The organism is Cypionkella sp. (assembly GCF_034376685.1).
Taxonomy (GTDB): Bacteria; Pseudomonadota; Alphaproteobacteria; order Rhodobacterales; family Rhodobacteraceae; genus Cypionkella.
Genome location: NZ_JAXMJJ010000029.1, coordinates 71,348 through 90,369 on the forward strand (window position 1 = coordinate 71,348; position 19,022 = coordinate 90,369).

Annotated in this window: 18 protein-coding genes; 9 read left to right on the forward strand and 9 right to left on the reverse strand. The window is 62.2% G+C overall.

Annotated features, from left to right (window positions below; genetic code table 11):
- Positions 1–12: 12 nt before the first annotated feature.
- Positions 13–1,422: an argininosuccinate lyase gene (gene argH, locus U1A24_RS06420; RefSeq protein WP_322321145.1), complete on the reverse strand. Its 1,410-nt coding sequence runs from the start codon at positions 1,420–1,422 to the stop codon at positions 13–15.
- A gap of 18 nt (positions 1,423–1,440) precedes the next feature.
- Between argH and U1A24_RS06425 the strand changes: the two genes are divergently transcribed.
- Entirely contained in the window at positions 1,441–1,974 is a 534-nt protein-coding gene (locus tag U1A24_RS06425; protein ID WP_322321286.1) for a TlpA disulfide reductase family protein, read from the forward strand.
- Between the two features lie 185 nt (positions 1,975–2,159).
- Here U1A24_RS06425 and U1A24_RS06430 read toward each other — a convergent pair whose 3' ends face one another.
- Both U1A24_RS06430 and trpS read right to left on the reverse strand, forming a co-directional pair.
- Positions 2,160–3,236, reverse strand: coding sequence for a hypothetical protein (locus U1A24_RS06430; RefSeq protein WP_322321146.1), 1,077 nt, complete (start codon positions 3,234–3,236; stop codon positions 2,160–2,162).
- 133 nt (positions 3,237–3,369) lie between these two features.
- Positions 3,370–4,416: a tryptophan--tRNA ligase gene (trpS, locus tag U1A24_RS06435; protein WP_322321147.1), complete on the reverse strand. Its 1,047-nt coding sequence runs from the start codon at positions 4,414–4,416 to the stop codon at positions 3,370–3,372.
- Between the two features lie 119 nt (positions 4,417–4,535).
- Here trpS and U1A24_RS06440 point away from each other — a divergent pair, with 119 nt between their 5' ends.
- On the forward strand, positions 4,536–5,270 hold the full coding sequence (locus tag U1A24_RS06440) for a rhomboid family intramembrane serine protease (RefSeq protein ID WP_322321148.1): 735 nt from the start codon (positions 4,536–4,538) through the stop codon (positions 5,268–5,270).
- A gap of 2 nt (positions 5,271–5,272) precedes the next feature.
- Here U1A24_RS06440 and murJ read toward each other — a convergent pair whose 3' ends face one another.
- Positions 5,273–6,814, reverse strand: a complete 1,542-nt coding sequence (gene murJ, locus U1A24_RS06445; protein WP_322321149.1) for a murein biosynthesis integral membrane protein MurJ — start codon at positions 6,812–6,814, stop codon at positions 5,273–5,275.
- A gap of 239 nt (positions 6,815–7,053) precedes the next feature.
- Entirely contained in the window at positions 7,054–7,404 is a 351-nt protein-coding gene (locus U1A24_RS06450) for a hypothetical protein (protein ID WP_322321150.1), read from the reverse strand.
- Positions 7,405–7,934: 530 nt separating this feature from the next.
- Between U1A24_RS06450 and U1A24_RS06455 the strand changes: the two genes are divergently transcribed.
- The 4 genes from U1A24_RS06455 to U1A24_RS06470 all read left to right on the forward strand — a co-directional run bounded on the left by U1A24_RS06455 (position 7,935) and on the right by U1A24_RS06470 (position 10,204).
- Positions 7,935–8,429, forward strand: coding sequence for a Dps family protein (locus tag U1A24_RS06455; RefSeq protein ID WP_322321151.1), 495 nt, complete (start codon positions 7,935–7,937; stop codon positions 8,427–8,429).
- 331 nt (positions 8,430–8,760) lie between these two features.
- Complete coding sequence (locus tag U1A24_RS06460; RefSeq protein WP_322321152.1) at positions 8,761–9,012, forward strand: GlsB/YeaQ/YmgE family stress response membrane protein; 252 nt, start codon at positions 8,761–8,763, stop codon at positions 9,010–9,012.
- Between the two features lie 66 nt (positions 9,013–9,078).
- A complete protein-coding gene (locus U1A24_RS06465; protein ID WP_322321153.1) occupies positions 9,079–9,570 on the forward strand; it encodes a YidB family protein in 492 nt (163 codons plus the stop codon).
- A gap of 157 nt (positions 9,571–9,727) precedes the next feature.
- A complete protein-coding gene (locus tag U1A24_RS06470) occupies positions 9,728–10,204 on the forward strand; it encodes a ferritin-like domain-containing protein (RefSeq protein ID WP_322321154.1) in 477 nt (158 codons plus the stop codon).
- 51 nt (positions 10,205–10,255) lie between these two features.
- Here the strand turns inward: U1A24_RS06470 and U1A24_RS06475 are convergent, their stop codons facing one another.
- Together U1A24_RS06475 and U1A24_RS06480 are read right to left on the reverse strand one after the other, a co-directional pair.
- Positions 10,256–13,039 carry a [protein-PII] uridylyltransferase gene (locus tag U1A24_RS06475; RefSeq protein WP_322321155.1) on the reverse strand — a complete coding sequence of 928 codons (2,784 nt, stop codon included), beginning with the start codon at positions 13,037–13,039 and terminating at the stop codon, positions 10,256–10,258.
- A 24-nt stretch (positions 13,040–13,063) separates the two neighbouring features.
- Positions 13,064–14,239: a penicillin-binding protein activator gene (locus tag U1A24_RS06480; protein WP_322321156.1), complete on the reverse strand. Its 1,176-nt coding sequence runs from the start codon at positions 14,237–14,239 to the stop codon at positions 13,064–13,066.
- A gap of 81 nt (positions 14,240–14,320) precedes the next feature.
- Between U1A24_RS06480 and rsmI the strand changes: the two genes are divergently transcribed.
- From rsmI to gshB, 3 genes are read left to right on the forward strand one after another with little or no spacing between them, the layout of a single operon-like run.
- The gene (rsmI, locus tag U1A24_RS06485) at positions 14,321–15,193 is read left to right on the forward strand and encodes a 16S rRNA (cytidine(1402)-2'-O)-methyltransferase (protein ID WP_416173466.1); all 873 of its coding nucleotides are present in this window, start codon (positions 14,321–14,323) and stop codon (positions 15,191–15,193) included.
- Positions 15,190–15,543, forward strand: a complete 354-nt coding sequence (locus U1A24_RS06490) for a YraN family protein (protein WP_322321157.1) — start codon at positions 15,190–15,192, stop codon at positions 15,541–15,543. Before rsmI ends, U1A24_RS06490 begins: the two co-directional genes overlap by 4 nt.
- A gap of 55 nt (positions 15,544–15,598) precedes the next feature.
- Positions 15,599–16,540: a glutathione synthase gene (gene gshB, locus U1A24_RS06495; RefSeq protein ID WP_322321158.1), complete on the forward strand. Its 942-nt coding sequence runs from the start codon at positions 15,599–15,601 to the stop codon at positions 16,538–16,540.
- 12 nt (positions 16,541–16,552) lie between these two features.
- On the opposite strand, the gene U1A24_RS06500 is transcribed toward gshB, so the two are convergent.
- Both U1A24_RS06500 and U1A24_RS06505 read right to left on the reverse strand, forming a co-directional pair.
- Positions 16,553–18,067 (reverse strand): YifB family Mg chelatase-like AAA ATPase, encoded by a 1,515-nt coding sequence (locus tag U1A24_RS06500; RefSeq protein ID WP_322321159.1) that lies wholly within the window; start codon positions 18,065–18,067, stop codon positions 16,553–16,555.
- A gap of 69 nt (positions 18,068–18,136) precedes the next feature.
- Positions 18,137–19,006, reverse strand: coding sequence for a glutathione S-transferase (locus tag U1A24_RS06505; RefSeq protein WP_322321160.1), 870 nt, complete (start codon positions 19,004–19,006; stop codon positions 18,137–18,139).
- Between the last annotated feature and the right edge of the window lie 16 nt (positions 19,007–19,022).

Here is a 19,022-nt window from a genome sequence, read left to right on the forward strand (position 1 = left end):
CGGGAAGGTGCCTTAGCCGAGAAGGGTTTTCCAGCGGGCGACTTGCTCTGCCACACGGGTGGGCGATGTTCCGCCGTACGACATCCGGCTGCGGACAGAATTCTCAATGCCCAGAACGGAATAGACCTCTTGAGTGATGCCGTCATGCACCGCTTTCATTTCAGTGATTGAAAGATCTGCGAGATCACAGGCTTTCGATTCCGCCAAGGCGACGAGGGTTCCGGTGACGTGATGCGCCTCGCGGAACGGCAGGTTCAGCGCGCGCACCAGCCAATCGGCGAGGTCGGTGGCGGTGGAGAAACCGCTGGCTGCCGAGGTGGCCAGCACGTCGCGGTTGGCGGTCATGTCGCCGACCATGCCGGTCATCGCGGCCAGCGCCAGCATCAGGGTGTCGGCGGCGTCGAAGACCTGCTCTTTGTCTTCCTGCATGTCTTTCGAATAGGTCAGCGCCAGACCCTTCATGATGGTGAACAGGGCGACGGTTGCGCCCAGAATGCGGCCCAGTTTGGCGCGCAGCAACTCAGCCGCGTCGGGGTTTTTCTTTTGCGGCATGATCGAGGAGCCGGTGGTCCATTTGTCGGAGAGTTTGACGAAACGGAATTGCGCCGAGGACCAGATCACCAGTTCTTCGGCAAAGCGCGACAGGTGCATGGCGCAGATGCTGGAGGCGGAGAGGAATTCCAGCGCGAAATCGCGGTCGGAGACGGAATCAAGGCTGTTGGCGGTGGGGCGGTCGAAGCCGAGCGCCTTGGCGGTCATGTGGCGGTCGATGGGGAACGAGGTGCCAGCGAGGGCGGCAGCGCCGAGCGGGCATTCGTTCATGCGCTTGCGGGCATCTTCAAAGCGGGATTTGTCGCGGGCCAGCATCTCGACATAGGCCAACATATGGTGGCCCCAAGTGACGGGCTGAGCGGTTTGCAGGTGGGTGAAGCCGGGCATCACCCAATCGGCACCCTGTTCGGCTTGGGCGAGGAAGGCTTTCATCAGGGCGGTGAGGCCTTGGATCGCGGCGTCGCATTGGTCGCGCACCCAGAGGCGGAAATCGACGGCAACTTGGTCGTTGCGCGACCGGGCGGTGTGCAGGCGGCCTGCGGGCGCACCGATCAGGTCTTTCAGGCGGCTTTCCACGTTCATGTGAATGTCTTCAAGTGCTACCGAGAAGGTGAAATTCCCGGCCTCAATCTCTGACAACACCGTGAGCAGGCCTTCCCCGATGGCCTCGGCATCACTAGAAGTCAGGATGCCGGTGGCAGCCAGCATGGCGGCATGAGCGCGGCTTCCGGCAATGTCTTGCGCGTACAGCCGTTGGTCAAAGCCGATCGAGGCGTTGATCGCGGTCATGATCGCGTCAGGGCCAGAGGCAAAGCGGCCGCCCCACATTTGGTTGGCAGATGTGGCGGCGGGTTTAGGGGAATTGGTCATGGAAGGGCCTTCGACATGATGCGCAAGATGCTGTTGGTGGCTCTGTATACGGCCTTTGGCTTTGGTGCAAATGCGGGCAGCTTGGATGGTTTGCTTGTTGGCGATATGAAGAAGCTGGCGGTGCATTCGGAAGTGGTGGCTTTGCCCGAGGCGGTGTTGCTGGATGGGGCCGAGGCTGAAACCTCGCTGGAGGTCTATCGCGGCAAATGGGTGGTGCTGAACTTCTGGGCGACATGGTGCGCGCCGTGTCGCAAAGAGATGCCGTCGTTGGATCGGTTGGCGGTGGCAGTGCCCGAGATTGCGGTAGTGCCGGTGGCGACAGGGCGCAATGACGTGGCGATGATCGAGAAGTTCTATGCCGAGGCGGGGGTGACATCGCTGCCGGTGCTGCGCGATCCGAAATCGGCGCTGGCGCGGCAGATGGGCGTGATGGGGCTGCCGGTGACGGTGATCGTCAATCCTGCGGGCGAGGAAGTGGCGCGGTTGATTGGCGATGCGGAATGGGATTCGGTTGAGGCTCAGGCGGTGTTGAAAGCGATGATGGCGGAGTGATCTTGAGCAAGACGAATTTCAAGGAAAGACGAAATTCGGCTTGGCATTGAGGTTCGCTTTAAAAGATTTGCAGGGTGTTCTGCGCGGGCGGCGGATGCCTCCGGCGGGAGTATTTTGAAAAGAGCAACTGCTTAGGCTCATCCTCTGTGCTCAAATATCCCCGCCGGAGGCTCCTTAGGGCAGCGTCAGGCGCTGGGTTTTATCTGACGGCGCAGGCGTTTGATGAGGGCGTGTTGGATCACCCCGCCGATCAGGCTGGCGGTGGAGAGCATCAGGCCGACGAGGCCCGCGCCGAGCGCCCAGGCGGTTTCGGAAAAGCGCAAGGTGGCGCGGAACAGGCGAGATTTGCCGAGGACTTCGGCGCGGCCAACCAGTTTGGGGCCGAGGGCTTCGGCGGCATTGGCAAGGCGGCGGGCGTCATTGGCATCATCGACCATCGGCAGCAGGTGCAGCGCGGTGGTGGCGTCGGTCGCGGTGTTCAGGCGGCTGAGGTCGGTCAGGGTGTTGGTCAGCGGCAGGAAGGCTTCGGTGCGGATCGCGGCGGTCAGATCATCGACAGAGCGCACGGCGGGGAGGCTGGCCCAATTCACCCCGGTGCGGGCGGCGGTGACGGCCATATCCACCAAGCGCGGCGACAGGCGGCCCATTTTGCGGGCGAGTTTGGCGAGGCTCGCGCCCGCCTTCACCACGCCGGAGGAACCGCCGGAGGCGAGGATGGCGGCGGTGGCTCCCAATCCGACCACTGAGAGGGCGAGGTCGATCTGGTCGACTTCATCGCCCGAAGCATAGGCCACCCCGGCGCGGGTGATGCCTGCGATGTCACCGATGGGGGTGAGGGCGATGGAGGCTTGGCAGATCATCACTTCGGACAGCGAACATTGCGCCGGGTCATAGGCGCAGGCGGCGCAGGAGGTGACGGTGGCGTAATAGCTGTGATCATCTTCGCGGGCGGTTTGCACGGCGGCGTTCAGCGCCGAGGGCAGCGGGATTTTCCGCTCGTAAGCCAGATCCACCAGCGCATCCAGCGCAAGCCAGTTGCGCGGTGTTTCAGCCAGCCGGTTGGCGATATGGGCGCTGAGGGTCTCGGGCGTGGCGGCGGTGATCAGCATCCGCTCGGTCGCGGCGGCGATCTGAGCTTTGCTGGCCTCGACAAACGGCGCGATCAGCGGATCAGAGGCGATGCGGGCGGCGGTGAGGGTGGTGCCTGCCAAAGAGCCTGCCAGAACCATCAGCAAAATCAGCCGGGTGAGGCCGCGCCACATCAGATTTGGCGCGCGAAATTGCGGTCGGACCCGGCGTTGGGGCAGAGGCGCGCGCCGGGGGTGCGGTTCCGGGTTGTCATCTTATCCTCCGTCGCGCGGATGCCAGCCTGTCTTTCGGCAGGCTGGCATGGTTTCAGAACGGACGCGAGCGGATCATGCCGACGATGTCATAGACTTGATCGAGGATGGGCCGCGCGATGGCATCGGCGCGGGCAGCGCCTTCGCCAAGGATACGGTCGATCTCAGCCGGGTCTTGCATCAGCTGGCTCATCTTGGTGGTGATCGGCGACAGTTTCGCCACTGCCAGATCGGCCAGCGCGGGCTTGAAGGTGCCAAATTGCGCGCCCGCGTATTCGGCGATCACGGCATCCGGCGTCATATCGGCAAGGGCCGCGTAGACGTTGACCAGATTGCGGGCATCGGGGCGATCTTTCAGACCTTCGATGCTGTCGGGCAGCGGCTCGGAGTCGGTTTTGGCTTTGCGGAATTTCTTGGCGATGGTGTCGGCATCATCGGTCAGGTTGATGCGGGATTGATCCGAGGGGTCGGATTTCGACATCTTCTTGGTGCCATCGCGCAAAGACATCACGCGGGTGGCGGCGCCTTCGATCACCGGCTCGGTGACGGGGAAGAAATTCACCTTGTAGTCATGGTTGAACTTCATCGCGATGTCGCGGGTCAGTTCGATATGCTGCTTTTGATCTTCGCCCACGGGCACATGCGTGGCCTTGTAGGCCAGAATATCGGCAGCCATCAACGCGGGATAGGCGAACAGCCCCAGCGATTCGGCCTCGGCATTCTTGCCAGCGGTCTTGTCTTTCCACTGGGTCATCCGGCTCATCCAGCCCATGCGGGCGACGCAGTTGAAGATCCATGCCAGTTCGGCATGGGCCGTCACCTGGCTTTGGTTGAACAGGATCGAGCGCGCCGGATCAATGCCAGCGGCGATGAAGCCAGCGGCAGCTTCGCGGGTTTGTTGGCGCAGCTTGGCCGGGTCTTGCCAGACGGTGATCGCATGCATGTCGACAAGGCAATAGACCGTCTCGATGCCCTCATCCTGCTTTTGCACGAAGCGCTTCAGCGCGCCGAGGTAGTTGCCAAGGGTCAAGCCGCCGGAGGGCTGGATGCCCGAGAAAATGCGGGTGGGGAAAGTCTGAGGCGTTTGGACCGGCTCGGACATGGGATACTCCATCTGGAAAAAGCTGCGCTTTGGGCTTAACGCTGCGGGGCGGGGGCGTCAATCAATGCGGCCCCCCCGGTGAAGCTATCCCCGACCGATCTGAACCCCGATGAGGTATCATGCAAGACGACTATCAGCGCCCCGACCTGATTGCGCCGATCAATCCGCTGCCGGGGGTGGTGTGGTTGCTGGCGCTGCCGATGATCGTTCTGGAGATCGCGTTCAGTCTGGCGGATGCCGGGGTGATCGGCGGGCCGCAGGCGGTGGGCTGGCGGGTTGCGGCAATTGAAGGTTACGGCGTGTTCCCAGAGTTCTGGCGGTTGAACCTGGCGGCTGGGGCGGTGGGGCTGGAGCTGCTGCTGCGGTTTTTCAGCTTTGGCTTCATCAACGGCTCGGCCACGCAGGCGCTGTTTGGCATCGCGATGGTGATGGCTTTGGGCAAGTTCGTCGGCGAGGTGTTCAAAGGCTGGGCGGTGGCTTTGGTGTTTTTCGGGTCAGGGGCAATCGGCGCATTGGTCTATGCCTATACCGTGCCGCATCAGCCGCTGTTTGGCGCGTTTCCGGGGGTTTATGGCCTGATCGGGGCGTTCTCGTTTCTGATCTGGGTGCGCTTGGCGGGGACAGGGGTGAACCAGTTCCGCGCGTTCAGCCTGATCGGCGCGCTGCTGGCGGTGCAACTGATCTTTGGCGCGTTCTTCACGTTGATGCCGATGCTGGTGCCCAGCATGGGGCAGACCGGGCATGACTGGTCTTGGGTGGCGGATTTGCCGGGCTTTGCGGCGGGGTTCTTGTTGTCGTTCGTGGTCAGCCCCGGTGGGTTTGAGCGGGTGCGGGACCGTATCCGGCAGCGCTGAGGTTACTTGCGTTTGCGCAGGTTGCGGAAGTCTGACAGCTTGAAGGCCCCGATCGCGCTGCCTGCGGCGTAGTAGCTCAAGACACCGGTGGCGATCAGCAGGGCGAGGCCGGCGTAGCGCCAGCCGTCGCTTGCCAGCATATCGCCAAGGGCGGCCTGTGCGCCGTATAGGGCGAAACCCATCACGATGGCGGCGATGATGATACGGGGTGCGCGGCTGCGGAAGCGGGTGTCAAAGCGGGCGGCGTCGCCCATGCGCTTGGTGCCAAGCCAGAGTTGGGCGGCCATCATCCAACCTGCAAGCGTGGTGGCAAGGGCGGCTGCGGCGAAGCCGATATAGGGCATCAGGCCGACCGCGATCACGGCGTTGATGATCATCGAGACCACGGCGAAGCGGAACGGGCTGCGGCTGTCTTCGCGGGCATAGTACAGCGGTTGATAGACCTTGTGCAGCACGAAGGCAGGCAGGCCCGCGCCGTAGATCGCCAGCACGAGGGCGGTGGCGGCGGTATCGTCGGCGGTGAAGGCGCCGCGTTGATACAGCACGGCGGTCAGCGGCATCGCGATCACCATCAGGGCGACGGCGCAGGGGAAGGTCAGGGCGAGGGCAAGCTCGGTGCCACGGTTAAAGCTTTCGCGGCCTCCGGCCTCGTCTCCGGCACGCAGGCGACGGCTTAGGTCGGGAAGCAGGACGGTGCCGATGGCGATGGCAACCACCCCGAGCGGCAGTTGGTAGAGACGGTCGGCATAGACCAGCCACGACACCGCACCCTCGGTGTAGGAGGCGACTTGCCGGCCGACCAGCATGTTGATCTGCACCACCCCCCCCGACAGGATCGCCGGGCCTGCGATGATGGCGAGGCGTTTCAATTCGGGGGTCATCTTCGGCCAGCGCGGTGCGAAGCTGAAGCCGAGCTTGGCAGCGGCATACCAGGTGAAGGCAAGTTGCGCGACGCCGGTGATGGGAACGGCCCAGGCGAGGGTCAGCCCCATGTCCCAGCCGAACTGGGTGGCGAGCAACATCATGGCGATGAAGATCAGGTTCATCAGCACGGGGACGAAGCCTGCCTCGGTGAAATGGCCGTGGGCGTTCAGCACGCCGGACAGCAGGGCGACGAGGCTGATGAACAGGATGTAGTTAAAGCCGATCTGACCGTAGAGCACGGCGAGGTCGAAGCGTTGGTCTTGGGCAAAACCGCTGGCCATCGCCCAGACCAGCCACGGCATCGCGATGGTGCCAATGATCGAGAAGACGATCAGGATCGCGGCAAGGCCGTTGAAAGCGTCGCGGGCGAAGCCGTGGGCATCCTCGCCGCCCTCCAGCTTTTTGGCGAACATCGGCACGAAGGCCATGTTGAAGGCACCCTCAGCGAAGAAGCGGCGGAACATGTTGGGCAGGGAAAACGCGACGTTGAAGGCGTCGGCTATGGGGCCTGCGCCGAGATAGGCGGCCATCATCATGTCGCGGGCGAAACCTGCCCCGCGGGACAACAGGGTCCAGCCGCCGACGGTGAAGATGGAGCGCAAGAGGCTGATCGGTTTCATGGGCGGCCCTTTGGTTTGGGCAAGGCTTACAGGGGAATGGGGGTGGGGTGAATTGGGAAATTTCGGCGAGAGCGGGCGGCCACGCAGATGTGTCCGCGTGTGGACAGCGGGGTGGGGTATGGAATTTCAAAGGGTTAGGGTGGGGGTATTAAGGGGTTGTTAAGCTCTAGCCAAGCATGGGCTGGCCTTGTGGGCAGTTCTATTGAGCGAGCCTTGTCAGATTGCGTAACCTGCGACAGTCACGATGACCCGAAGACAATAGCATATTGCCTCAGCAGCGCTGGGTAGCCCGCGATAAGTTTGTATCCATGTTCCTGCGGAGGCGGTAAATTCTCGACAAAGGAGACGGCGATAAGATTGCTGAGACTGTCATCCTCGGGTTTGAGTTGTTTTTCAGCCTCACGCAGAAGCATGTTCTGCTCGATCTGATTTAACTCACCAGCGCAGAATGCATCTGTTACCCGCGCCATCCAGCAATGGGGAAAAATTTCGCCCGTTTCTATATCCACTTCATCCTCAAGCAATGCGCGAAACACGCTGCATTCGTGCGAAAGATACCCCATGAACTCGATGATCGCCGCACTTATCATTTACTCATCCAATTCTACCCTATTCCTTGCGATCTGCCCGGCTTGAAAACCGTGCGAGCCAGCCTGCGTCGGAGTACATCTCGCCGGGCAGGTCATCTGATGCTTTGGCGACGTCTTGTGCGTGACCGTAGGCGTCAGTGATTTGCAATCAAAGGCGGCCCGGTTCTGAAGGGTCGCGGAATTTGTCTTGCTCGAATATATCCAACAGCGCGTGCAGGGCGGTGGGCGCTGCCTCATCTATCAGGGCGTGGACGGCGGCGCTGTGTCGTTATCTGGCATGGGAAATCTCGACGATGAGACTGGCGTGCTGCAGGTTGATCGGCTTCATGGGCGGCCCTTTGGTTTGGACCAAAGCTTACAGGGGATTGGGGCAGGGGAGAATTGGTGACGTGTTGGGCGTGGGGAGGTGCGTGAAATCACGCACCCTACAGAGTGGGAACACCCGATGGGGCGGGGGAACCATTCGGGGGGTTGGGCGTTGGTTTCAGGTACCCATCCAGCTTGCGCAGCCGATCAGGTGAGGAAGCCAAATGACCGAGCGATTGAGAGTTGTTGCCAATGCCGAGCCGGTGCAAACCGGGGTGAAGAATGCGTCGGCGCTGGCTGCGGGGTTGAGGCATGCGGTGGCGGACACCTACCGCTTGATTTTCAAGACCCACGCCTATCACTGGAATGTCGAGGGGCCGCAGTTTTATGTGCTGCACCATCTGACCGACGAGCAATACAACCAAATGTTTCCAGCTGCCGATGATCTTGCAGAGCGTATACGCGCACTTGGGGAACTGGCGCCGTTTTCGCTGGCCGAGGTGATGAGGCTGTCGGTGATCACGGATCTTGTGGGTTTGCCTACGACGCAGGAGATGATCGAAGATCTGGCGAAGGATCATGCGGTGGTGGCGGTGGGGTTCCATGCGTTGTTCAATCTGGCGGTAGAGAGCAACGATCCGGTCACCGCTGATCTGGCGACGCGGCGGTTGGCATTTCACGAGCAGGCGGCGTGGATGCTGCGAAGCACGGCGAAGTAACGGCCTGATGTGGTGACGGTGGTTTGCTGGGAAAACATCTGGGGGTTCACACTCCCGTTCCGAAGTTGCTTCGCCAGATCGTCGCAAACCTCTGCGCACTCGTGCGAAACATTGGCCAATGTGAACGATCCTAGGGCGTTGGTGTTGGCTTTTCACAACGGTCATTCTGGTGGGCGCGCGCCAACTTGGCGCGCTGCCCTATCACTGGCATAAGAGGCGGCGCAACATTTTGCGCGCGCGAAATGGAACGGATCTGGTCCTGCGGCGTTTCAATCTCATAGACCAACCACGGGTGGTCTGACCATTGAAGCGGCAAAAGGCGGGGACCAACATGGGTATCATCTGGACCATTCTGATCGGGTTTGTAGCCGGGGTGCTGGCGAAGCTCCTGACGCCGGGCAGTAACGAACCATCGGGGTTCATCCTGACCACGGTGCTGGGCATCGTCGGCGCGTTTGTGGCGACCTATCTGGGGCAATCGATGGGCTGGTATGCGCCGTATGAGGGCGCTGGGTTGATCGGTGCCGTGGTGGGTGCGGTGATTGTGCTGCTGGTTTGGGGCTTTGCAACGCGTCGCGCCTGAGCGCCGCGTGGCTATGAATTCGCGCTGCAAGGCGCATCGGCAAACTTGTGCTTAAGGAGAAAGATCATGGCGAGAGGTATGCCTTCGATGACCGCGCTGCTGGCGCTATTGGCAGTGGCTGGCTATCAAAACCGCGACAAGATCAGCGATATGTTGCGCAAGGCTGGCGCTGCGGGCGATCCGTCTGCAACCGGGCTGGATGCGCGCAACAGCCAGTCGATCTCGACCGTGCTGTCGGACATTGGCGCGTTCTTTACCGGCACATCCGGGCCGGGGGCGTTGTCGGGCGGTCTTGCCGGATTGGTCGACCGCTTCCGGGGTCAGGGCCAAGCCGAAGCGGCGGAAAGCTGGGTTGCGGCGGGCGACAACAAACCTGTGGCTGCACAGGATTTAGAGGCGGCCTTGGGCGAGGACACGATTGCGGAGTTGTCTGCCAAGACCGGGCTGAGCCGCGAAACCTTGCTGGAGCGGCTGTCACGCGTCATCCCCGAAGCCGTTCACGACATGACGCCGGACGGGCGCTTGCCGACGCCGGACGACGCGAAGGCCTATATCTGAGGCGTTTCGATCATCTGGCCCCCGGCCTGAGAGGCCCGATCTGAGGCCATGAGAATTACCCGTAGTCGGTCGCAGCTTGGCTGCTGCGGTCGGCTGCCTTTTGCCGAATGGACGCTGCCATAGCGCCATTCGATCCCCCAACCTTATGGAGACCATCATGAAAACCCTTGCCGAAGCTTTTCACCACACCCTGCAAGACATCTACTATGCAGAAATCGCGCTGACCAAAGCCCTGCCGAAAGTGGCTGCTGCCGCTGGCAATGCCGAGCTGAAAAAGGCGGTTACGCATCATCTGGAAGAGACCAAAGAACAGGTCGCGATCCTGAAGAAAGTCTTTGCCTCGATTGGCGAGAAGGCCGAGGGCGTCAAATGCGACGCGATCGACGGGCTGATCAAAGAGACCGATGGCATCATCAAAGACGCCAGCGGCGTGGCGCTGGATGCGATGCTGATCGCAGCGGCACAGGCGGTCGAGCACTATGAGATCGCGCGCTATGGCACGCTGCGGGAATGGGCGAAAGTGCTGGGCCATACCGAGGCGCATGACCTGCTGTCGCAGATCCTCGACATGGAAAAGGCGGCGAATGCCAAGCTGACCAGCATGGCGGTCGAATCCGTCAATGTGATGGCGTAACGGAGGGGGCGCTCTGCGGTTCCGTTTGACCCGCAGCGCGCCCGCTTTTTGCTAGACCTTGAGTTCCGCCCGCTGCGCGCCTTCGGTTATGGCTTGGCGCAGTTTGCGGTCGAGGGCTTCTTGCTTGGGTTTGGTGTGCAGTTTCAGGCCGAACATGTCTTTGACATAGAAGCTGTCGACCACCTGCGCGCCATAGGTCGCGATCACCGCCGAAGCGATATAGATGTTGTTGGCCGCCAGCGTGCGGGTCAGATCATACAGCAATCCGGGGCGGTCACGGGTGTCGACCTCGATGATGGTGTAGATTTCCGAGCCTTCGTTGTCGAAGGTGATATGGGTCGGGAAGCGGAACTCGCGTTCGCGCTTCTTCATCTTGTCGCGGCCTGCGAGAGCTTCGCGCGGGATGACTTCGCCGCGCAGGGTTTTCTCGATCATGCCGCGCAGGCGGGGCAGGCGTTCAACGTCATAGGGCTTGCCGTCGGCATCCTGCACCCAGAACACCGGCGTCGCGTAGCCGTCTTTCGAGGTATAGGTGCGGGCATCGACAACGTTGGCCCCGACGAGGGCAAGCGCGCCTGCAAGGCGTGAGAAGATGCCGGGATGGTCCCCCAGCGCGAAACAGGCGCGGGTGGCGTCGCGGGCGGGTTCGGGGTGCAGATCAATGCGGATTTCATCATCCCCCAGACCGCGCAGCAGGCGGGCGAACACCTCTTGCGTATCGGTGGACAGGCCCTGCCAATAGGGCGTGTAGTGACGGGTGCTTTCGGTCTTGATCTCGGCTTCGGTCCAATCAGACAGGCGCACACGCAGCGCGGCTTTGGCCTCATCTTCGCGCTTGTCGCGGTTGATGGTTTCCAAGCCCCCTTCCAGCGCCTCTGTCGTCAGGCTGTACAGCTGGCGCAGCAGCATGGCTTTCCAGTTGTTCCAGGTGGTCGGGCCGACGCCGCGAATGTCGCAGACGGTCAGCACCGTCAACAGGTCCAGCCGTTTGCGGGTTTTCACCGCCTTGGCGAAATCGCGCACGGTGCGGGGATCGCCGATATCACGTTTCTGCGCCATGTCGGACATCAGAAGATGATAGCGCACCAGCCATTCGACGGTTTCGCATTCTTCCTGATCCAGCCCCAGCCGGGGCGCGATGCGGCGGGCGAGTTGCGCGCCGATGATGGAATGATCTTCCGGGCGGCCCTTACCAATGTCATGCAGCAGAAGGGCGACATAAATCACCCGGCGGTTGACGCCAGCCTTCAGGATCGAGGACGACAGCGGCAGGTCTTCGACCAGCTCACCGCGCTCGATCTGCGCCAAGACGCTGATGGTCTGGATGATGTGTTCGTCCACCGTGTAGTGGTGGTAGACGTTGAACTGCATCATCGCGACGATGTTTTCAAACTCGGGGATGAAGGCGGAAAGCACGCCCAACTCATTCATCCGGCGCAGCGCGCGTTCTGGGTTGCCGTGTTTCAGCATCAGATCGAGGAAGATGCGCTGGGCTTCGGGATTGTCGCGCAGATCGTCGTCGATCAGATCCAGATTACCGGCGATCACCCGCATGATGTTGGGATGCAGCAGATGGCGCGAGCGCAGGGCTTCTTCAAAGGCGCGCAAAAGGTTCAGCGGGTCTGACAGGAACTGCGCTTGGTCCAGCACGTCAATGCGGCTTTGCACCAGCTTGTAGGGGGGCTTGACCTTGCGGCGGCTGAACATGCCAAGGATGCTGGATTCGGGTTTGGCGTGGCGGGCTTCAAGCTCGGTCAGGAAGATCCGGGTCAGCTCTCCGACATGGGTGGCGTGGCGGAAGTAATCCTGCATGAACAACTCCACGGCGCGGCGGCCGGTGGTGTCGTGGTAGCCCATGCGGCTGGCCACATCGACCTGCGCATCGAAGGTCAACTGATCAACGGCGCGGTGGGTGATGTAATGCAGATGGCAGCGCGCGGCCCAGAGGAAATTCTCGGCGCGCTCAAACTTGTCATATTCTTCGCGCGACAGCAGGCCCGCGCCGACCAGACCGGCTGAAGAGGACACCCGCAGCAGGTATTTGCCGATCCAATACAGCGTTTGCAGATCGCGCAAACCGCCTTTGGCCTCTTTGACATTGGGTTCCAGCACATAGCGCTGACCGCCTTGGCGCTTGTGACGTTCGGCGCGTTCGGCCAGCTTGGCCTCGATGAATTCGGGGCCAGAGTTGCGGAACAGATCGGACCACAGGCGTTCGTTCAGCTCTGCGGCAAGGCTGGCGTCGCCCGCGATGAAGCGATGCTCCAACAGGGCGGTGCGGATGGTGATGTCTTCGCGGCCCAAGCGGATGCAATCAGCGACGGTGCGACTGGAGTGGCCGACCTTCAGTTTCAGATCCCACAGCATATACAGCATGGATTCGATCACCGATTCCGCCCAAGGCGTGATCTTCCACGGCGTCAGGAACAGCAGATCGACATCGGAATGCGGTGCCATCTCGGCGCGGCCAAAGCCACCGACGGCCAGCACGGTCAGGCGCTCGGCGGTGGTGGGCGATTGTGCGCGGTGCAGATGATCTCGGGCGATCAGCAAGGCGGTTGTGACCAATACATCGGTCAGATGCGATTGGGCGGAAACCAGCGCGCGGGCTTTCATCGGCTGCGCAAGGAAAGCGGTTTCCAGCGCCGCATTGGCGCGGTTCTTTGCCAGCACCATATGGCGCACGGCAACGGCGCGTCCGGCGCGGGCATCCGCTGCGGGCAGTTCGGCCAGAATGGCAGAAAGCATCGCCCCGCCGTCGATCAGATCGGCGGCGGGGATCAACAGATCAGGAGCGGCGGCGGGGCTGACCGCTGGTGCCACGGCATTCTTCATCGCGTTAACCCCTGGCCTGTGGCCTTAGAAACCTGGCCCGCCAAAGCTGCGCGGTGCCGGATCGACCACCACGGCACGACCGCCTTGGATCTGCGCGATAGCAAGGCCACGATCATTGGTGCCGTCCGAGCGCAGGCGGAAGATGCCGTTGACGCCGACAAAACCCGCGCCTTGGGTCAGGGCTTGTTTGGAGATTGGGCCGGGACCGGCCTTCTTCATCAGCGCGCCGATGGCGGCCATACCGTCATAAGCAAGGCCGGAAATCGGATGCGGCGCTTCGCTGAAGGTGGATTGGTAGCGCGCCTGATACTGCGCATAGAGCGCCGGATCAGGCAGCGCGAACCAACCGCCTTGCACGCCGGGCAGGCCGAGGGTGGCTGCCGGAATGTCCCAACGGGTGAGGCCAATGAACTGCGCGGTTGCCGAGGACAACCCGCTGTCGGCCAGTTTCTGGCTGATTAACGGCAAGGCCCCTGCGGTATCAGCGGTCAGGAAGATCGCCTGCGCCCCCGAAGATCTTGCCGATGCAGCAATACCCGGCGCCGCCGCCATCACGCCGTTTTGCGAAAATTCATAGTTGCCGGTGGCGACAACCGAACCGCCCGACGCCCGGACGCTGCGCTCGATCGCTGCGCGACCGATCTCGCCTGCCGAGTTGCGGTCATTCACGATCATGATCTGGGATTTGCCTTGCCGCACCGCGTAAGAGACCAGCCGATTGGCGGTGTTGCCAAAGGTTGGCCCCAGCACGAAGACGTTGTTGCCAGCAATATCGGGGTTGTTCGAGAAGGCCAGCACATTGACGCCAGAGCCCGCAACGGCGACGCCTGCGGCATTGGACTCTTGCGCGAAGACTGGGCCAAGAATGACTTGTGCGCCGTCTGCGACGGCTTGGGTCGCCATTGCGGCGGCTTGGGCGGGCTGGCCCGCGGTGTTGTAGACGCGCAGATCGACCTGCGCCGAACCGCCGAGATCGGAAATCGCCATGCGGGCGGCGTTTTGCAGCGAACGCGCCAGCAGCTCATCGCTGGCCTGACCGGAGCCTGCGGGCACCAGCAGCGCCACCTGAATCTTGCCAGAGGCCGGAGCGCCTCCGCCGGTTGGGCCGGAGGCTGGCACACAAGCGGCCAAGACCATTGCGGCACCAGCAATAACTATTTGGCCCAGCGACTTGCGGGCCCGGTTCAAAACGGACAACATAGAACTCCCTCACCCGTGGCGGATCGGTCTTCAGGTTAAGCGCATCGGGCCGGGAAGTAAACTTGTCAGGGAGGGATTGGCGTGACGATCACCAAAGCCACGCCACAGATGCAGCGCCTTGCGGCGGGACTGTATTTTATTGCCACACCGATTGGGGCGGCGCGCGATATCACCCTGCGGGCGCTGGATATTCTGGCCTCGGCGGATGTGCTGGCGGCAGAGGATACAAGGACGCTGCGGCATCTGATGGAAATTCATGGCGTTAGCCTTGGCGACAGGCCGCTGGTGGCCTATCACGAGCACAACAATGATGCCGCCTTGCCGCGGCTGCTGCGCGCGATGGCCGAGGGCAAGTCGGTGGCCTATGCCTCAGAAGCCGGCACGCCGCTGATTTCGGACCCCGGATTTCAGCTGGGCCGCGCGGCGATTGCCGAGGGCTATCAGGTGCTGTCGGCACCCGGAGCGTCGGCGGTTCTTTGCGCGCTGACGGTGTCGGGGCTGCCGTCGGACCGGTTTTTGTTCGCAGGCTTCCCACCTGCAGCCAAAGGGGCGCGGCAGACCTTCATTCGCGATCTGGCGCAGATGCAGGCAACGGTGATTCTTTACGAGTCGCCCAAACGCGTTAAGGCATTATTAGATGAATTGGTGCGAGAGTTGGGGGAAGCGCGTAAATCTGTGGTGTGCCGGGAACTGACCAAGCGATTCGAAGAAGTGTCGCGCGGGACGTTGGGCGAATTGGCGGCGGCCTTTGACGGGCGCGATGTGAAGGGCGAAATCGTGGTGTTGATTGATCGCGCGCCCGAACAAGTGGCGGATGCGGCAACGGTGGAACAGGCTTTGGATCAGGCTTTGACGCATATGACGATGAAGGATGCGGCGGCTGCGGTGGCGCAGGCTTACGGTTTGCCACGACGCGACATGTATCAACTGGCATTGAAAAGGGCAGGCGGATGAGCGGGGCACGGTCGTATCACGCAGGGTTTGCTGCCGAAGAACAGGTCGCACAGCTTTATGACCGTTCGGGTCGGGCAGTTTGCGCGCGGCGCTGGCGCGGTTCGGCAGGGGAAATTGATCTGATTGCGCGCGATGGCGCTGAGGTGATCTTCATTGAGGTCAAGCAAAGCAAGACCCATGCGCAGGCGGCAGAACATCTGACGGCGCGGCAGATGGCGCGGATTTATGGGGCGGCGTCGGAATTTCTGGCAGGCGAACCGGCCGGACAGTTGACCGAAGTGCGGTTTGATGTGGCTTTGGTCGATGCGGTGGGGCGGATCGAAGTGTTGGAAAACGCTTACGCCGCCTGATTGCATCCGGGCGGGGCTTGCGGCATCAAGTGGGCAATGAAGTCTGGAGAGTCTCATGCCGCTTAAAGTCGCGCTACAGATGGACCCGATCGGGTCGGTCAATATCAACGCAGACAGCACATTCCGCATCGCGCTTGAGGCGCAGGCGCGGGGGCATTCGTTGTTTTTCTATACGGCGGATAAGTTGGCCTTTGTCGAAGGCCGGGTGATGGCGCGGGGGTTTCCGATCACCTTGCGGCGGGAAGTTGGCAATCATGTCAGCTACGGGCCAGAGACCGAGGTGGATCTGAGCGAGTTTGACGTGGTCTGGCTGCGGCAGGATCCGCCGTTTGACATGGGCTATATCACCACGACGCATTTGCTGGACATGATCCACCCGAAGACTTTGGTGGTGAATGATCCGTTCTGGGTGCGGAATTATCCCGAGAAGCTGCTGGTCCTGCGGTTTCCTGAACTGACGCCGCCGACGGCGATTGCGCGGGATTTGCAGACGATTCGCGAGTTCAAGGCGCGGCATGGCGACATTATTCTGAAGCCGCTTTACGGCAATGGCGGTGCGGGGGTGTTCCGGTTGGACCCGAATGACCGCAATCTGGCGTCGCTTTATGAGATGTTCACCGGGATGAACCGCGAGCCGTTGATCGTGCAGAAATTTTTGCCGGATGTCTCGAAGGGTGACAAACGGGTGATTCTGGTCGATGGCGAACCTGTGGGTGCGATCAACCGGGTGCCGCAGGCGGGGGAAACCCGGTCCAACATGCACGCGGGGGGGCGGCCAGAGAAGATTGGGCTGACGCCACGCGATCTGGAGATTTGTGCAGCGATTGGGCCGGTCTTGCGCGAACACGGGCAGATTTTTGTCGGCATCGACGTGATTGGCGATTATCTGACCGAGATCAATGTGACCTCACCCACCGGCATTCAGGAGTTGGAGCGCTTTGACGGCACCAACACCGCCGAGCGGATTTGGCAGGTGATTGAGGCCAAGCGGGCCTAGTTTGGGGCGGGGTTAGTTTTTTGATCCCACCGCAAGGCGGTAGCTGACCGCTTCGGCGATATGGGGCAGGCGCACCTGTGCCGAGCCGTCAAGGTCGGCGATGGTGCGGGCGACGCGCAGCACGCGGTGGTAGCCGCGCGCCGACAGACCGAAGCGTTCGGCGACTTTGGCCAGCAGGGCACGGCCTTCGGGATCGGGGGCGGCCACCTGCTCCAGCAGGCTGCCTTCCATATCAGCGTTGACGCGGGTGTTTGCATGGCCTTGGAAACGCTTGCTTTGCAACGCGCGGGCGGCTTGCACGCGGGCGGCGACGGTGGCGGAACTGTCGCCCGAGGACGGCAAGTCGAGGTCGGTATAGGCCACCGGAGGAACTTCGACGCGCAGATCGAAGCGGTCCATCAGCGGGCCAGAGATGCGGCCCAAATAATCTTCACCACAGATCGGCACTTTGGCGCAGGCGCGGGCGGGGTCTGACATATAGCCGCATTTGCAGGGGTTTGCGGCAGCAATCAGCAGAAAGCGGCAGGGATAGCGGATATGGGCGTTGGCGCGGGCGACCATGATCTCGCCGGTCTCAATCGGCTGGCGCAGGGTTTCCAGCACGGCGCGGGGGAACTCGGGGAATTCGTCCATGAACAAAACGCCGTTGTGGGCGAGGGAAATTTCGCCGGGTTTGGCACCCTTGCCGCCGCCCACGATGGCGGCCATTGAGGCGGTGTGGTGCGGTTCGCGGAACGGTCGGGCGCGAGAGATGCCGCCTTCGGAGAGTAACCCTGCGAGGGAGTGAATCATGGAGGTTTCAAGGGCTTCTTGGGCCGAAAGCGGCGGCAATATCCCGGGCAGGCGGGCGGCGAGCATGGATTTTCCTGAACCGGGGGTTCCCACCATCAGGGCATGGTGACGGCCAGAGGCGGCGATTTCCAGCGCGCGTTTGGCGCGTTCTTGGCCTTTGACATCGCGGAAATCGCGGCCTGTGGCGGCGGGTGCGACCTCGCCTGCCTCTGCCGGGGTGATCGGGATTTGGCCGGTGTAGTGGCGCACCACATCGTTGAGGGTGGCGGCGGCGAGGACTTGGGTGGCGCCTACCCAAGCGGCTTCGGCTCCGCAAGCCTTCGGGCAAAGTAGCACGCAGTCATTTTCGGCGGCGGTCATGGCGGCGGGGAGTGCGCCCAAGACCGGGATCAGGCGGCCATCAAGGGAAAGCTCGCCCAAGGCGACGGTGGCCTCAACCGCGTCTTTCGGGATGATTTCCAGCGCGGCGAGCAGCGCCAAGGCAATCGGCAGGTCGAAATGCGAGCCTTCTTTTGGCAGGTCGGCGGGGGAGAGGTTCACCATGATCCGCTTGGACGGCAGCGCGATCGACATCGCGGCCATTGCGGCGCGCACGCGTTCTTTGGCTTCGGACACGGCTTTGTCGGGCAGGCCGACGACGCCGAAATACGGCATGCCGGGGGCGATGGCGCATTGCACCTCGACGATGCGGGCCTCTACGCCCTCAAAGGCGACTGTGTAGGCCCGTGCGACCATTGCGCCCCTCCCCGTTCATCTTCGTTAACGGGTAGGGGGCAATGGTTTACGAATGGTAAAGATCGGGCTTCAGGGCTGATAAATCGCCATGAATTTCGGCCATGCGTCGGGATCGGCCACGGTTTTATCGCGGCAGAAAGCATTGCAGAAACCGATGCGGCGGCCAGCGATTTCAAGCACATGGGTGACGGGTTTGCCGGAATAGGGGCAGGCGGCGTTCTCCGATGTGAAGCCGTCGACCGGGCGGGCGGCGAGGGGAACCGGGCCGGGCCACGGGCGGCGGGGATAGGGGCGGCGGTAGAAATCCTGGTCGGCGCCGTCGATCATCCCCATCGCGCGCCAGCGGCGGAAGGACGGGTGAGCGAGATGGGCTTGGACATAGGCCGCAGCGGCAGGGGCAAGCGGCAGGTTATAGCTGGCGACGCGGGCGGCGACGGGGGCGAAGAAGGCATCGGCGGCGGAATAGCTGCCGCAGAGCCAAGGGCTTGATCCGGTTTCCTTTTGCGCCCAAGCCCAGATGGTTTCCAGACGTTTCAGATCGGCCAGCACCGCCGCTGGTGGCGCACAATCGGTGTAGCTGACGCGCAGGTTCATCGGGCAATACTCGCGTAGGGCTGCAAAGCCTGCGTGCATTTCGGCGGCGAGAACGCGGGCGATGGCGCGGACCTTCGGATCGCTGGGCCAGAGGCCAGCCTCGGGGTGGCGTGAGGCGAGTTCTTCGGCGATGGCGATGGTTTCCGGCACCACCACACCGTCTGGCGTGCGCATGGTCGGGGCGGTTTTAGAAGGGTAGAAGTCTTTCAGAAGATTGGGAAGTTCATCGGTATAGAGCCGGGCAGTATGCAGTTTGACGGGGATGTCGAAGGCATCGAACAGCAGCCAGCCGCGCAGGCTCCAACTGGAATAAGCGCGGTCACCGATCACGAGGTCATAGGTCATTGCAGGCTCCGGTTCT

Bases quoted from the DNA above. Each gene is read 5' to 3' on its own strand.
- U1A24_RS06475 (WP_322321155.1), bottom strand. From the start codon at position 13,039: ATGAAGAATGCCGTGGCACCAGCGGTCAGCCCCGCCGCCGCTCCTGAT.
- gshB (WP_322321158.1), top strand. From the start codon at position 15,599: ATGCCGCTTAAAGTCGCGCTACAGATGGACCCGATCGGGTCGGTCAAT.
- U1A24_RS06425 (WP_322321286.1), top strand. From the start codon at position 1,441: ATGCGCAAGATGCTGTTGGTGGCTCTGTATACGGCCTTTGGCTTTGGT.
- U1A24_RS06465 (WP_322321153.1), top strand. From the start codon at position 9,079: ATGGCGAGAGGTATGCCTTCGATGACCGCGCTGCTGGCGCTATTGGCA.
- U1A24_RS06455 (WP_322321151.1), top strand. From the start codon at position 7,935: ATGACCGAGCGATTGAGAGTTGTTGCCAATGCCGAGCCGGTGCAAACC.
- trpS (WP_322321147.1), bottom strand. From the start codon at position 4,416: ATGTCCGAGCCGGTCCAAACGCCTCAGACTTTCCCCACCCGCATTTTC.
- U1A24_RS06480 (WP_322321156.1), bottom strand. From the start codon at position 14,239: ATGTTGTCCGTTTTGAACCGGGCCCGCAAGTCGCTGGGCCAAATAGTT.
- U1A24_RS06450 (WP_322321150.1), bottom strand. From the start codon at position 7,404: ATGATAAGTGCGGCGATCATCGAGTTCATGGGGTATCTTTCGCACGAA.
- U1A24_RS06490 (WP_322321157.1), top strand. From the start codon at position 15,190: ATGAGCGGGGCACGGTCGTATCACGCAGGGTTTGCTGCCGAAGAACAG.
- U1A24_RS06505 (WP_322321160.1), bottom strand. From the start codon at position 19,006: ATGACCTATGACCTCGTGATCGGTGACCGCGCTTATTCCAGTTGGAGC.
- argH (WP_322321145.1), bottom strand. From the start codon at position 1,422: ATGACCAATTCCCCTAAACCCGCCGCCACATCTGCCAACCAAATGTGG.
- U1A24_RS06460 (WP_322321152.1), top strand. From the start codon at position 8,761: ATGGGTATCATCTGGACCATTCTGATCGGGTTTGTAGCCGGGGTGCTG.
- U1A24_RS06470 (WP_322321154.1), top strand. From the start codon at position 9,728: ATGAAAACCCTTGCCGAAGCTTTTCACCACACCCTGCAAGACATCTAC.
- U1A24_RS06500 (WP_322321159.1), bottom strand. From the start codon at position 18,067: ATGGTCGCACGGGCCTACACAGTCGCCTTTGAGGGCGTAGAGGCCCGC.
- U1A24_RS06430 (WP_322321146.1), bottom strand. From the start codon at position 3,236: ATGTGGCGCGGCCTCACCCGGCTGATTTTGCTGATGGTTCTGGCAGGC.
- U1A24_RS06440 (WP_322321148.1), top strand. From the start codon at position 4,536: ATGCAAGACGACTATCAGCGCCCCGACCTGATTGCGCCGATCAATCCG.
- murJ (WP_322321149.1), bottom strand. From the start codon at position 6,814: ATGAAACCGATCAGCCTCTTGCGCTCCATCTTCACCGTCGGCGGCTGG.